Raw genomic sequence first — 12,566 nt, 5'->3', positions numbered from 1 at the left:
AAACGATGCCGTACGCAACGACGGATGATGGCGTGAAGCTCTATTACGAAGAGGTGGGGACAGGCGCGCCCATCATCTTCGTCCATGAATTCGCCGCCGATCATCGTTCGTGGGAAATGCAGATGCGCCATTTCGGCCAGCGCTATCGCTGCATCACCTACGGGGCGCGCGGCTATCCGCCCTCGGACGTACCCGAGAAGCCGGAGAGCTATTCGCAGAACCGTGCGACAGATGACATCCTCGCGGTCCTGGATCATCTCAAGATCGACAAGGCGCATGTGGTCGGCCTGTCGATGGGCGGCTTCGCCAGCCTCCATTTCGGCTTCCGGCATCCAACGCGAGCCCGCTCGCTGGTCGTGGCCGGCGTCGGCTACGGCGCCGAGAAGGACCAGCAGGCGCGCTTCAAGGCCGAGGTCGAGGTGGTGGCAAAGGCGTTGCTGACGGAGGGGATGCCGGCCTTTGCCGAGAAGTACGCCTATGGGCCGACGCGGGTGCAGTTCGAGAACAAGGATCCGCGCGGCTTCGCCGAATTCAAGAAGGCGCTGGGCGAGCACTCGGCGTTGGGATCGGCGAATACGCAGATCGGCTGCCAGGGCCAGAGGCCCTCGCTCTACGATCTGATCGGGCCGATGCGCGGCCTGACCGTGCCGACGCTGATCCTGACCGGGGACGAGGACTGGCCCTGTCTGGCGCCGGCATTGCTGATGAAGCGCGAGATCCCAAGTGCGGCGCTGTCGGTGATGCCGAACTGCGGCCACACCATCAATCTCGAGGACCCCGATCAGTTCAACCGCATCGTCGGCGACTTCATCGGCCAGGTCGAGGCGGGTCGGTGGCCCAAGCGCGATCCGCGCGCCGTCAGCGCCTCGATCACCGGCATGAGGTAGCCAAGAACCACCAAGCCCTCGGCCCGGCTTCTGCTGGAGTTGGACTAAATTGCAGGTAGCGTGCTTGATCCGAACGGGCATCTGCGTACACTCCCTTTTGCAAGATCCATAAGGGAGGAGACGAGACATGTTCCGACGTATCCTGATTGTAGTTGGCACTGCTGCGTTGCTTTCCCCGAGTGCCTTCGCCCAGTCGAGCGATGTCGACTATTGCAACAAGCTCAGCCAGGCCTATCGCGCGTCGATTGCGCCCAACACCACGCCGGCGGCCGCGGTCCCGGAAGCGATGTCGAAGTGCGCGACCGATCCCAAGGGATCGATCCCGGTCCTCGAACAGGCGCTGAAGGACGGCAAGGTCGCTCTGCCGAGCCGCTGATCCAGACCGCGGGTTGCCGCGGCGGTTGTTCCTTGGCGGTCGGAGACCGCCAAGGCGACCGGCTGGCCCTTACTCGATCACCTCGTCGGCATGCAGCAGGACGGCATTGGGAAGGGTGATGCCGAGTGCCTTGGCCGTACGCTGGTTGACGATCATCTCGAATTTCGTCGGCCGCTCCACCGGAAGGTCGGCCGGCTTCTGGCCGCGCAGAACCTTGCCTGCCATGGTGCCGGTCTGCCGGAAGGTCTCGAGCAGATCGGGACCATAGGAGAGTAGCCCGCCGGCGCGTGCGATCTCCGAGAACAGCGTGACGGTCGGAAGGCGATGGTCGAGCGCAAGATCGGCTATCAGCTTCGGCTCGGTCCCGAACAGCGGCGAGGCAAGCACGATGACGGCGTCCGGCTTGTGGCCGGCGGCAATCTCGAAAGCGTGTCGAAGTTCGGCGATGGCGCGCACGTCGACAACGTCCAGCCTGACCCGGAGCAGGCGTGCCGCCGCCGTAACGGCATCCAACTGCGTCGGGGCTGTTGCCGGATCGCGCATCACCACCACCTTGGTCAGGTTGGGCAGCGCTTCCTTGAGGATCTCGAGCCACTTGGTGCCGAAGTCCGGGAAATCGGAAAAGACCCCGGTGATGTTGCCGCCGGGACGGGCAAGGCTGGCGACGAAGCCGCTGGCGACCGGATCGCTTTCGAGATCGTTGGCGACGATCGGGATGGTCGTGGTGGCGGATTTCGCGGTCCGCACGCCGGCCGGGCTGATCGGAACGATGACGTCGACCTTGCGAGCGACCAGGTCCGCCGCAAGTCCGGGAAGCTTGCCCGGGTCGCCTTGTGACGAATGGTCGATGATCTCCACTTGGTCGATGCCGTAACCCATGGCCTCCAGGCCCAGGCGCAGCGCCTTTATCCGCGACACTGCGACTGCGCTCACACCGGGATAGAGAAAGCCGATTCGGGCCGGTTTGGCGGGTTGCTGTGCTTGGGCTGTGAGGGGCAGGGCGAGCGCCGTTCCGCCGAGCGCAGAAATGAAATGCCGTCGTCCGACGCCTGCTACCATTCCCCCGTCTCCCCGTGTCCCCGTACGCCCCGTCGCGTCGGACAATGGCACGATAACGAGCGGCGGCCTATGTGCGTGTACCCGTCGAACAGGCTCAGGATCTTGACTGATGTTGCGATATACGCAATATTATCGCAATGAGATTGTCGCCGCACCCTTCCGTCCCGGGCGTCCCTGCATTCCAGAATTCCCGAAACTGGCCGCAAGTCCTTGAGATTGATCGATTTCGGGAATTCGGGAACGCATGCGGCGGCGACAAGGACTCGCGCCGGAGAACATCGGACGACGAGAGCGGCGGCTTGGCCGACGGGTGCGCGTGCCGGAATCCTAGGTCCTGCACGGCAAGGCAAGCAGCAGACCTGCGCCCCTCGTCCCGTTTAATTTCCGTTTATTTAACGGGAACGCTAGGCGGTCAGGCCGCCGTCGCAAATGAATTCCGAGCCCGTGGAGAAGCTCGACTCATCGGACAACAGGAACAGGATCATGTTGGCAACCTCGTCGGGCCGGCCGAGGCGGCCGAGCGGATGAAGTTCCTCCAGGACCTGTCGGCCGCTGCGATTGCCATCGCCCTGAGCGAGGCGGGGCGCGATCATCGGTGTCTCGATGTAGCCCGGGTGCACCGAGTTGCAGCGGATGTTGTATTTCATCTGCGCGCAGTGAAGGGCCACGTGCTTGGTCAGCAGGCGCACCGCTCCCTTGCTGGCGCAATAGGCCAAGGCATAGGAGGCGCCGCGCAGGCCCAGCACCGACGAGATATTGACGATGGAGCCGCCGCCCGACTCTTTCATTGCCGCGATGGCAGCCTTGCAGCCGAGAAAGGTGCCGAGGGCGTTGACGTCGTTGACGCGCCGGTAGTCTTCCAGCGAACAGGTCTCGATGTCGGTGCGCGTCCCAATGCCGGCCGAGTTCAACAACCCGTGCAGGGCGCCGAATTTCTCGACCGTGGCCGTCACGGCTGCCTGCCAGGAAGATTCCTGTGTCACGTCTAGAGGAGTGAAGAGTGCCGCCTCTCCGAGTTCCGCGGCCAGGGCTCGACCTGTTGTCTCGTCGCGGTCGGCCAGCACGGCCTTGCCGCCTTCGTTCACGACCAGGCGCGCCGTTGCGGCGCCGATACCCGAAGCCCCGCCGCTCAGCAGGACCACCTTGTTCTCAAGACGCGCCAAGGGCAGCCCTCCTCATCAGGCCGGCGGTGATGCCGCCATCGGCCACGAACTCGGCGCCGGTGACGAAGCTCGACCGATCGGAGGCCAGGAACAGCACGACCTCACCCAGCTCCGTCGGCTCGGCCATGCGGCCGATCGGATGACGGGCGCCGATGAAAGCCTTGCCCTGCTCGTGGCCGACCGTCTGCCACAGCGGATTGAAGATCGCCGTGTCGACACCGCCGGGATGCACCGAATTGCAGCGGATGTCGTAGCCCTTTTCGGCGCAGTAGAGCGCCACGCTCTTCGTCAGCAGCCGTACCGCTCCTTTGCTGGCGGTGTAGGCGATCGGTCCGGCCGAGCCGATCAGGCCAGCGATAGAGGAGATGTTGACGATCGACCCCTTCACGGCCGGCTTGCGTGATCCGGTGCGCTTCATGGCCTCCACGGCATGTCTGCAGCCCAGGAACACGCCGTCGGAGTTGATGGCCTGGATACGCTGCCATTCCTCGACAGTCGTCGTTTCGACATTGCCCGGGCTGCCGCTGATGCCGGCATTGTTCACCATGATGTCCAGCCGGCCCTCGCGGTCGAGGACGTCCGTGAACAGCGCCTGCCAGGAGGACTCGGAGGTGACGTCGTGAGCCACGAAGCGGCCGGCGCCGTCCTTGGCCTCGTTGATGTCGGCCACGATCACCGTGGCACCGGCTGCCTGCAGCAGCTTCGCGGTCGCGGCGCCGATTCCGGAGGCGCCGCCGGTGACGATCGCCACCCGGTCGGAAAGTTCGCTCATCTCGGCGGCGACCATAGCCGGAGCGCGGCCATAGCCAAAGAAAAACCCGGACATTGCTGCCCGGGTTCTCTCTTTTTGCAGTCTTACCTGCTGCTAGAAGCTCAACCCTTCCTTGATCACCACCCAGCGGCCGTTCTGGACCTGCTGAACCTGGGTGATGGTATTGGCGAGATGGTTGGTCTTGGAGAACTTCGACGGCGGCGAATTGAAGATGTCGTTGAACGGATCGCCCGACTCGAAGGCGGCCAGCATCTTCTGGCCGGTGAGATCCTTGCCCGCGAGCTTGGCGAAGTGGGCGAAGGTCATGATGCTATTGTAGCCGATCACCGACTGCGTGTTGGCGTCGGTGCCGAACATCTTCTTGTAGGCCTCGACCCAGTCCTTGACCTTGCCTTTGGCGGTGTCGGCGTAGGGCGTCTCGAAGGCGCCGGCGGCGTAGAGTCCTTCGACCGTATCCTTGCCGAGACTGATGGTGTCGGGAATGTTGGTCGGGGTGGCACCGAGGAAGGTGACGGTCCAGCCGAGCTTCTTGGCCTCGGTCATGGCGCCGATCGTCTCGCGCAGGATGGTGCCCAGCACGACCAGGTCGCAGCCGTCGGACTTCATCTTGGCCACTTGGGCGCTGAAGTCGGAGGCGCCGCGCTTGTAGGTGGTGATCGAGGCCGGCTTCAGGTGTTCCGCCTCGAGCTGGCTGGTGAAGCCCTCATAGACGTTCTTGCCGTATTCGTCGTCCTGATACATCAGGCAAGGCTTCTGCGGGTGCTTGAAGTTGACCATGTACTTCAGCGCCGCTCGCGTGCTCTCGACATAGGGCAGCAGGTTGCTGAACTTCAGCCGTTCCTGCGGCTTCTTCGGATCCATCTTGTAGGTGAACTCGGCCGCCGTCAGGGGAAAGAGCTGGAACACGCCGGCATCGAAAAGAATGTCCTGCGAGGCGATGACGGGTGCCGAGCCCATGCCGCCGACCACCGCGAACACCTTGTCCTTCTCGACGAGCTTCTGGGTCGCGAGCACCGCCTTCTTGGGGTCGTAGGCGCTGTCCTCGATGACCAGCCGCAGCTTGCGGCCATTGATGCCGCCCTGCGCGTTGATCTCCTCGACCGCGAGCTTCATGCCGTTGGAGACCGGAACGCCCCAGGTCTTGATCGGGCCGCTGAGATCCTGGTGCGTGCCGAGCACAATCTCGTTCGGCAGGATCCCCTGGTCGGTCACCTTGACCTCCTGCGCGAAGGTGGGTGCCGCTGCCGCGACGCAGGCGAGCCAACAGGCGGCCGCGAGTGCCTTGTCCTTCATGATGTTGTTTCCTCCACTGTCGCGCCTTCTGTTTCCGCCGGTCGGCGCGGGGCCGACGGTGCCGCTTTGCGGCTTGCGGCGATTATCGCTTCTTCACAGCGGAAGGAAATGGGCAAACGGAGGGTGCGCTGCAATAAAAAGCCCGGCGAATTTCTCCGCCGGGCCATCGATACCGATATCGGCCGGTCAGTTCTTCAGGTCGCTCTTCAGGACGACCCAGCGGCCGTTCTTGACCTGCTGCAGCAGGTAGACGTTGGCGGAGAGGTGATCGGTCTTGGAGAACTTCGCCGGTGGCATGCCGAAGATGTCCTTGAACACGTCGCCCGACTCCATGGCGGCCAGGAACTTCGCGCCGGTGAGATCCTTGCCGGCGAGCTTGGCATAGTGGGCGAACATCATGACCTCGTCATAGCCCAGGGCCGACTGGGTATTGGGCTCCATCTTGTAGGTCTTGTAGTAGGCCTCGGCCCAATCCTTCGCCTTGCCGGTAGCGGTGTCGCGATAGGGGATCTCCATGCCGCCCACGGCATAGAATCCCTCGGCAACCTCCTTGCCGAGTTCCGGTACCTCGACGACGTTGGCGGCCGTGCTGCCGAAGAAGATGGGTGCGAAGCCGATCTTCTTGGCCTCGGACATGGCACCGACCGTCTCGCGCACGATCGTTCCCAGCACGACGAAGTCGCAGCCGTCGGCCTTCATCTTGGCGACCTGGGAGGAAAAGTCGGAAGCGCCGCGCTTGTAGCTCGTCACCGCGGCGGGGGTAAGCTTCACGTCGGCCACCGCCTGGTTGAAGCCATCGAGCACGTTCTTACCGAACTCGTCATCCTGGTACATGATGCAGGGCTTCTTGAGGCCCTTGTCCTGCATCAGGTAGCGGGCGCCGGCTCGCACGCTCTCGGTGTAAGGCGGCACGTTGTTGAATTTCAGCCGCTCCTGCGGCTTCTTCGGATCCATCTGGTAGGTGAAGGCCGCCGAGGTCACGGGAAAGAGCTGCGGCACGCCGGCGTCGAGCAGGATGTCCTGCGCGGCCAGCACGGTCGGCGAGCCCATCGGCGCCAGCATGGCGAAGATCTTGTCCTTCTCGACCAGCTTCTGGGAGGCAAGCACCGCCCGCTTGGGATCGTAGCCCGAGTCCTCGACGATCAGCTTGATCTTGCGGCCGTTGATGCCGCCGGCGGCATTGATCTCCTCGACGGCGAGCTTCATGCCGTTGGTGACCGGCACGCCCCACGACTTGATCGGGCCGCTGAGATCCTGGTGGGTGCCGAGCACGATCTCGGTCGGCGTGACGCCCTGATTGGTGACCTTGGGTTCGTCGGCGAGCGCGGGCAGGGCGACGAGGGCGAGCGCGGCAGCGGACAGCGACGACGCGATACTGAACGGGTTACGCAACTGTTTCCTCCTTGGTTTATGGCACAGCCGTCACGCGGCCTGGGCGCGGTACATGGCATCGATCTCGGCCTTGTACTTGGCGTTCACGAAGCTGCGTTTGAGCTTCATGGTCGGTGTCAGCTCCTCATCCTCGGGCGTGAGCTGTTGCTCGATCAGGTAGAAGCGCTTGACGGTCTCGACGCGGGCGAAGTTGGCATTGACCCGCTCGATCTCCGACCAGATCAGGTCCTGCACTTCCTTGGCGCGGCACAGGCTGGCGTAGTTGGTGAACGGCACGTTGCGGTCCTGGGCATATTTCTCGACCGTCTCGCGGTCGATCATCACCAGGCAGGTCAGGTAGGGCCGACGGTCGCCGATCACGACCGCATCGCTGATATAGGGCGAGAACTTGAGCTGGTTCTCGATCTCCGACGGGGTGATGTTCTTGCCGCCCGCCGTGATGATGATGTCCTTCATCCGGTCGGTGATCTTCACGTAACCTTCGTTGTCGATCAGGCCGACATCGCCGGTGTGAAGCCAGCCCTGCGGATCGACGGTCTCCGCGGTCTTCTCCGGCTGGTTGAGGTAGCCCATGAAGACGAAGTCGCCCTTGATCAGGATCTCGCCCAACGGCGAGATCTTCACCTCGCCGTAGGGCACCGACTTGCCGACGGTGCCGAGCTTGATGCCGTCGGCGGGCATGGCCGTCGCCAGGCCGCAATTCTCGGTCTGGCCGTAGACCTCGTACATGTTGAGGCCGAGCGCCAAGTACCAACGGATCAGCTCCGGCGCGATCGGCGCTGCGCCGGTGAACAGCCATCGGCAGCGGTCGAGCCCGATCATCTTGCGGATGTTGCGCAGCACCAGCCAGTAGGCGGCCTGGAAGGCGAGCTTCTGCGAGGCGCTGGGCGAACGGCCCTCGATGCGAGCCTCGGCGACAGCGAAGCCGGCCTGGATGGCCCGACGATAGGCCCATTGCTGGAACGGCGTTGCATCCTTCAGGGCCAGCGTGATGCCGGAATAGAACTTCTCCCATACACGCGGCACGGCGCCGAACAGGGTCGGCTGCACCTCGCGGATATTGTCCGGCACCGTCTCCGGGCTTTCGGCGAAATTGCTGCAGCAGCCGGTGGCGATCGAGTAGTAGCTGCCGGCGACCCGCTCCGCGACATGGCAGAGCGGCAGGAACGCCAGTCGCTCGTCGCCCTCGTACCAGGACAACGACAGCTCCGGATGCATGCAGTTCTTCATCTGGTAGACGACGTTGCGATGGCTGTGCATCGCGCCCTTGGGCGGACCGGTTGTGCCGGAAGTGTAGACGAGGATGGCGAGATCGTCCGGGCCGCGGCTGTCGACCAGTTCCTCGAACAGCCCCTCCCGGCCCTTGGCGTATTCGCGGCCCCGGTCCATGAAGGCTTGCAGCGATACGACCATGGGATCGCGGAAGGTCGACAGTCCTTCCATGTCGAACACGACGATCTGGCGCAAGGTAGGGCAGCGGTCGCGCACTTCGAGCGCCTTGTCGAGCTGTTCGTCGTCCTCGACGAACAGCACCACGGTGCGCGAATCGTTGATCAGGTATTCGACCTGCTTGGCCGAGTCGGTGGGATAGATGCCCGACGAGACGCCGCCGGCACAGAGGATGCCGAAGTCGGCGTAGTTCCACTCCGGTACTGTGTTGGCCAGCACCGAGGCGACGTCGCCGGGCCGAAGACCGATGGCATGCAGCGCGTAGGTGATTGCCCGGGATCGTTCGAGCCAGTCGTTCCAGGAGATCGCGTTCCAGATGCCGTACAGCTTCTCGCGCATGGCCGGCCTGTCGCCGCGCGTCTTGCAGGAGAGGACGAAGCTCTTGGGCAGGGTCTCCGCTACCGTCAGCGTCGCCAGTCGCGCCATGGGTCCTCCGATCGTCCTCTCATCGCCACGTCTTTTTGCGCTTCCAGCGGCGCTCGCCGCGGGCGCTCTCTTCCTTGGCGCCGAGGTAGAATTCCTGGATGTCCTTGCTGTCCATGAGGCGCTCGCAGGTATCGTCCATCACCACGCGGCCAACCTCGAGCACGTAACCGTAATGGGCCGTCTCCAGCGCCATGCGGGCATTCTGCTCCACCAGCAGGATCGACACGCCCTGCTCGGCATTGACGCGGCGGATGATGGCGAAGATTTCCTTCACCAGCAGCGGCGACAGGCCGAGCGACGGCTCGTCGAGCAGCAGGAGCTTGGGGCGGTTCATCAGCGCGCGGCTGATGGCCAGCATCTGCTGCTCGCCACCCGACAGCGAGCCGGCGGGCTGGTCGATGCGCTCCCGCAGGCGGGGGAAATAGCCGAACACGCGTTCGAGGTCGTGCGCCACGCCGTCCCGGTCGTGGCGCAGGAAGGCGCCCATCTGCAGGTTCTCGCGCACCGACAGGAATGGAAACACCTCGCGCCCTTCGGGCACGTGACTGAGGCCGAGCCGCACGATCTTGTCCGCATCCATGCGCTGGATGGGCTTGCCCTCGAACTCGACCGTACCCTTCTGCGGATCGAGCACGCCGGAGATTGTCTTGAGGATGGTCGTCTTGCCGGCGCCGTTGGCGCCCAGCACGGTGACGATGCGGCCGCGCTCCACCGCGAGGCTGACCCCGCGGATGGCCATGATCGGGCCGTAGTAGCTCTCGATGTTGCTGACGCGGAGGATGGTGTCTGCGCTCATGGGACCTCAGGCACCGAGATAGGCCGCAATGACGTCGGGATGCGCCTGCACCTCGGCCGGCGTGCCGGTCGCCAGCACCTTGCCGTAGTTCAGCGCCAGCACGCGATCGGAGACGCGGTTCACCAGCGACATGTCGTGCTCGACCATCAGCACCGTGATGCCGAGCTCGGTCTTGATGTCGCGGATCCAGTAGGACATGTCGTCGGTCTCCTCGACATTGAGGCCGGAGGAGGGTTCGTCGAGCAGGATCAGCTTCGGTTCGGAGCAGAGCGCACGGGCGAGCTCGATGACCTTGCGCACCCCGTAGGGGAGGCCGGCGATGACCTTGTCGCGATAGGCCTGCAGGTCGAGGAACTCGATGACCTCCTCGACCTTGCGCCGGTGCGCCTTCTCGGCACGCCGTACGCCGGGCAGGAACAGCATCTCCGACAGGAGGTTCGTCGTCGTATGGCAATGACGGCCGACCAGCAGGTTAGCCAGCATGGTCGCATTCTCGAACAGCTCGATGTTCTGGAAGGTCCGGGCGATGCCGAGCCTGGCGATGCGATGCGCCGGCACCTGGGTGATATCCTGGCCCTCGAACACCAGCTTGCCGGAGGTCGAGTCGTAGAGCCGCGAGATCAGGTTGAAGATCGAGGTCTTGCCGGCGCCGTTGGGGCCGATGATGGTGAAGACCTCGCCTTGGGCGATGTCGAAGCTGACATTGTCGACCGCCTTGAGGCCGCCGAACTGCAGCGAGATGCCTTCGACGGAGAAGAAGCTCATCGGTTGCGCTCCGACTTCACGTAGGTCTTCTGCCGCTTGAATGTCGCCTTCTTGTAGAGGGGGAAGAGTTCGAAGAAGAGCTTCACCTTGAGCCAGCGGCCATAGAGGCCGTAGGGCTCGAACAGGATGAACAGCATGATGATCAGGCCGTAGATCGCCCCCTTGAGGCCCGCCGCGGAGCCGACTCGCGAGGCGACATCCTGGATCCCGGACGCCGTTTCCGCCGTGGCGCCCAGGGTGGTTCCGAGCGCCGCCAGCATGCCGGGAACGTCATCCTTCAGCCAGGTCAGGAACGGATCGACCATGACGATGAAGATGGCGCCGAATACCGCGCCGTGCAGGCCGAAAGCGCCGCCGATGATGATCACCATGATGAACTCGATCGAGAGCTGCAGGGTGAACATCTCGGGCGAGATGAAGGTCATCTTGTGCGCGAACAGCACGCCGGCCAGGCCGGTGATGGCGGCGCTGATGGCGAAGGACTTCACCTTGTAGCTGGCGAGATCGATGCCCATGCTGCGGCTCGCCGTCTCGCTGTCCCGGATGGCGATGAAGGCGCGGCCGGTCGGCGAGCGCAGCAGGTTCAGGGTCATCAGGATGACCAGCACGAGCACCGCAAGGCAGAGATAGTAAAATTGCGGATCGTCGCGCGGCAGCGGCATGCCGAACAGCTCGGCCGTCTTCACCCGCATGCCCTCGTTGCCGTTGGTCACATACTCCCAGCGCGCCATCACCTCCTCGACAATGAAGGCGAAGGCGATGGTGGCGATCACCAGGTAGATGCCCTGCAGCCTGAGCGCCGGGAAGCCGACCAGCGCCCCGACGGCGCCGGCGATGATGGCGGCGAGCGGGAAGTAGACGATGAAGGGAACGCCGTTCTTCTGCAGGAAGGCGGCGGTATAGGCGCCGATGGCGAGGAAGGCGGCGTGGCCCAGCGAGGCCTGGCCGGTGAAGCCGGTCAGGATCATCAGGGCGACGCCGACGATGGCATAGATGAAGACGAAGACGATCTGGCTCTGCAGATAGGTGTCGAGCACGAATGGGACGGCAATCAGCGCCGCGAGCAGCAGCCCGTACGACCACCAGTAGCCGGCGTGCTTGAGGATGCGGATGTCCTGGTCGTAATCGGTCTTGAAGATGAACCGCATGTGCTCAGACCTTCTTGCGGATGCGGGGCCCGAGCAGACCCTGGGGCCGGATCAGCAGCACGGCGAGCAGCACGATGTAAGGGGTCACGTCTTTCCAGCCTTGGGGGAGATAGAAGCCGGCGAGCGTCTCGATCACGCCGATGATGAGCCCACCGACCAGGGCACCGGGGATCGAGCCGAAGCCGCCCAGCACCGCCGCCGGAAACGCCTTGAGCCCCAGCGCCAGGCCGACATTCGAATGGATGAAGGTGATCGGCGCCAGCAGCACGCCGGCGCAGGCGGCGACTGCGGCGCTGATGGCCCAGATCATCGACACCACCCGCTTCACGGGAATGCCCATGTAGTAGGCGGCCAGCATGTTCTCCGAGGTCGCTCGCATCGCCGTGCCCAGGCGAGTGTGGTTGAAGAAGAGGTAGAGCACGCCGCACAGGATCACCGTGGCGACGATGACCGACAGCTTGTCGTAGGCGAGAACCAGATCGCCGATCTTGAGCACTCCGGTGGAGAAGGGGGTCTCGATCTTGAGGTCGTCGGTGCCCCAGATCATGCCGGCGACCGAGCGCAGGAAATAGCCCAACCCGATGGTCGCCATGACGATCGAGAATTGCGGATAGCCCAGGATCGGCCGCACCAGCAGCCGCTCGGCCCCCATGCCGAACAGGGCCATGGCGGCGACGGCGAGAAGGAAGCCCAGCCAGTAGTTCAGTCCGAGAAGGGCGATGAAGGTGAAGACGAAGAAGCCGCCCAGCATCATCAGGTCGCCCTGGGCGAAATTGACGACCTCTGTCGCCTTGTAGATGAGGACGAAGCCGAGGGCGATCAGCCCATAGACGCAGCCCAGCGCAATCCCGCTCACCAACTGCTGGATGAAATCGAGCATTCCTTCCCTGACTCCGGTTGTTCCGGGGTCGCGCGCCGTCTGAGTTCTTTTGCCGATCGTGCGCGCGGCGTGCTCATTAAGACGGGCCGTTCATCGCCAAGTCAATGGATTTTCAGCAAGGCGTCGGTAGTGTTTGCGATTGTCGGAGCGCAGGAAGGAA

12 protein-coding genes are annotated in these 12,566 nt (G+C 63.9%); 2 read left to right on the top strand and 10 right to left on the bottom strand.

From position 1 onward, the window contains the following. Positions 1–5 precede the first annotated feature (5 nt). Together B5D62_RS18950 and B5D62_RS18945 are read left to right on the top strand one after the other, a co-directional pair. The gene (locus B5D62_RS18950; protein WP_085935505.1) at positions 6–887 is read left to right on the top strand and encodes an alpha/beta fold hydrolase; all 882 of its coding nucleotides are present in this window, start codon (positions 6–8) and stop codon (positions 885–887) included. Positions 888–1,014: 127 nt separating this feature from the next. Beyond that, positions 1,015–1,263 carry a hypothetical protein gene (locus B5D62_RS18945; RefSeq protein WP_085935504.1) on the top strand — a complete coding sequence of 83 codons (249 nt, stop codon included), beginning with the start codon at positions 1,015–1,017 and terminating at the stop codon, positions 1,261–1,263. Positions 1,264–1,332: 69 nt separating this feature from the next. Here B5D62_RS18945 and B5D62_RS18940 read toward each other — a convergent pair whose 3' ends face one another. From B5D62_RS18940 to B5D62_RS18895, 10 genes are all read right to left on the bottom strand, one after another. After that, the gene (locus B5D62_RS18940) at positions 1,333–2,322 is read right to left on the bottom strand and encodes an ABC transporter substrate-binding protein (protein ID WP_085935503.1); all 990 of its coding nucleotides are present in this window, start codon (positions 2,320–2,322) and stop codon (positions 1,333–1,335) included. A 404-nt stretch (positions 2,323–2,726) separates the two neighbouring features. Continuing rightward, positions 2,727–3,485: an SDR family oxidoreductase gene (locus B5D62_RS18935; RefSeq protein WP_085935502.1), complete on the bottom strand. Its 759-nt coding sequence runs from the start codon at positions 3,483–3,485 to the stop codon at positions 2,727–2,729. After that, a complete protein-coding gene (locus B5D62_RS18930) occupies positions 3,472–4,311 on the bottom strand; it encodes an SDR family oxidoreductase (protein WP_231714868.1) in 840 nt (279 codons plus the stop codon). The genes B5D62_RS18935 and B5D62_RS18930 overlap by 14 nt, the downstream gene beginning before the upstream one ends. A gap of 39 nt (positions 4,312–4,350) precedes the next feature. Beyond that, positions 4,351–5,550 carry an ABC transporter substrate-binding protein gene (locus B5D62_RS18925; protein WP_085935501.1) on the bottom strand — a complete coding sequence of 400 codons (1,200 nt, stop codon included), beginning with the start codon at positions 5,548–5,550 and terminating at the stop codon, positions 4,351–4,353. Positions 5,551–5,736: 186 nt separating this feature from the next. Then, a complete protein-coding gene (locus tag B5D62_RS18920) occupies positions 5,737–6,942 on the bottom strand; it encodes an ABC transporter substrate-binding protein (protein ID WP_218191148.1) in 1,206 nt (401 codons plus the stop codon). Positions 6,943–6,972: 30 nt separating this feature from the next. Continuing rightward, the gene (locus tag B5D62_RS18915; protein ID WP_085935500.1) at positions 6,973–8,817 is read right to left on the bottom strand and encodes an AMP-dependent synthetase/ligase; all 1,845 of its coding nucleotides are present in this window, start codon (positions 8,815–8,817) and stop codon (positions 6,973–6,975) included. A 19-nt stretch (positions 8,818–8,836) separates the two neighbouring features. Beyond that, positions 8,837–9,613 carry an ABC transporter ATP-binding protein gene (locus B5D62_RS18910; protein WP_085935499.1) on the bottom strand — a complete coding sequence of 259 codons (777 nt, stop codon included), beginning with the start codon at positions 9,611–9,613 and terminating at the stop codon, positions 8,837–8,839. A 6-nt stretch (positions 9,614–9,619) separates the two neighbouring features. Continuing rightward, positions 9,620–10,378, bottom strand: a complete 759-nt coding sequence (locus tag B5D62_RS18905) for an ABC transporter ATP-binding protein (protein WP_085935498.1) — start codon at positions 10,376–10,378, stop codon at positions 9,620–9,622. After that, a complete protein-coding gene (locus B5D62_RS18900) occupies positions 10,375–11,526 on the bottom strand; it encodes a branched-chain amino acid ABC transporter permease (RefSeq protein WP_085935497.1) in 1,152 nt (383 codons plus the stop codon). Before B5D62_RS18900 ends, B5D62_RS18905 begins: the two co-directional genes overlap by 4 nt. 4 nt (positions 11,527–11,530) lie before the next feature. Next, entirely contained in the window at positions 11,531–12,406 is an 876-nt protein-coding gene (locus tag B5D62_RS18895) for a branched-chain amino acid ABC transporter permease (protein ID WP_085935496.1), read from the bottom strand. Positions 12,407–12,566 lie beyond the last annotated feature (160 nt).

Origin of the sequence: Enhydrobacter aerosaccus, assembly GCF_900167455.1 — a bacterium.
GTDB lineage: Bacteria > Pseudomonadota > Alphaproteobacteria > Reyranellales > Reyranellaceae > Reyranella > Reyranella aerosaccus.
Note: the sequence above shows the minus strand (reverse complement) of the source record. Positions and strands in the feature narration are given on the sequence as shown.

Excerpts from the sequence above, each read along its gene's own strand:
- B5D62_RS18950 (WP_085935505.1), top strand. The coding sequence starts at position 6 with ATGCCGTACGCAACGACGGATGATGGCGTGAAGCTCTATTACGAAGAG.
- B5D62_RS18945 (WP_085935504.1), top strand. The coding sequence starts at position 1,015 with ATGTTCCGACGTATCCTGATTGTAGTTGGCACTGCTGCGTTGCTTTCC.
- B5D62_RS18940 (WP_085935503.1), bottom strand. The coding sequence starts at position 2,322 with ATGGTAGCAGGCGTCGGACGACGGCATTTCATTTCTGCGCTCGGCGGA.
- B5D62_RS18930 (WP_231714868.1), bottom strand. The coding sequence starts at position 4,311 with ATGTCCGGGTTTTTCTTTGGCTATGGCCGCGCTCCGGCTATGGTCGCC.
- B5D62_RS18925 (WP_085935501.1), bottom strand. The coding sequence starts at position 5,550 with ATGAAGGACAAGGCACTCGCGGCCGCCTGTTGGCTCGCCTGCGTCGCG.
- B5D62_RS18915 (WP_085935500.1), bottom strand. The coding sequence starts at position 8,817 with ATGGCGCGACTGGCGACGCTGACGGTAGCGGAGACCCTGCCCAAGAGC.
- B5D62_RS18910 (WP_085935499.1), bottom strand. The coding sequence starts at position 9,613 with ATGAGCGCAGACACCATCCTCCGCGTCAGCAACATCGAGAGCTACTAC.
- B5D62_RS18905 (WP_085935498.1), bottom strand. The coding sequence starts at position 10,378 with ATGAGCTTCTTCTCCGTCGAAGGCATCTCGCTGCAGTTCGGCGGCCTC.
- B5D62_RS18900 (WP_085935497.1), bottom strand. The coding sequence starts at position 11,526 with ATGCGGTTCATCTTCAAGACCGATTACGACCAGGACATCCGCATCCTC.
- B5D62_RS18895 (WP_085935496.1), bottom strand. The coding sequence starts at position 12,406 with ATGCTCGATTTCATCCAGCAGTTGGTGAGCGGGATTGCGCTGGGCTGC.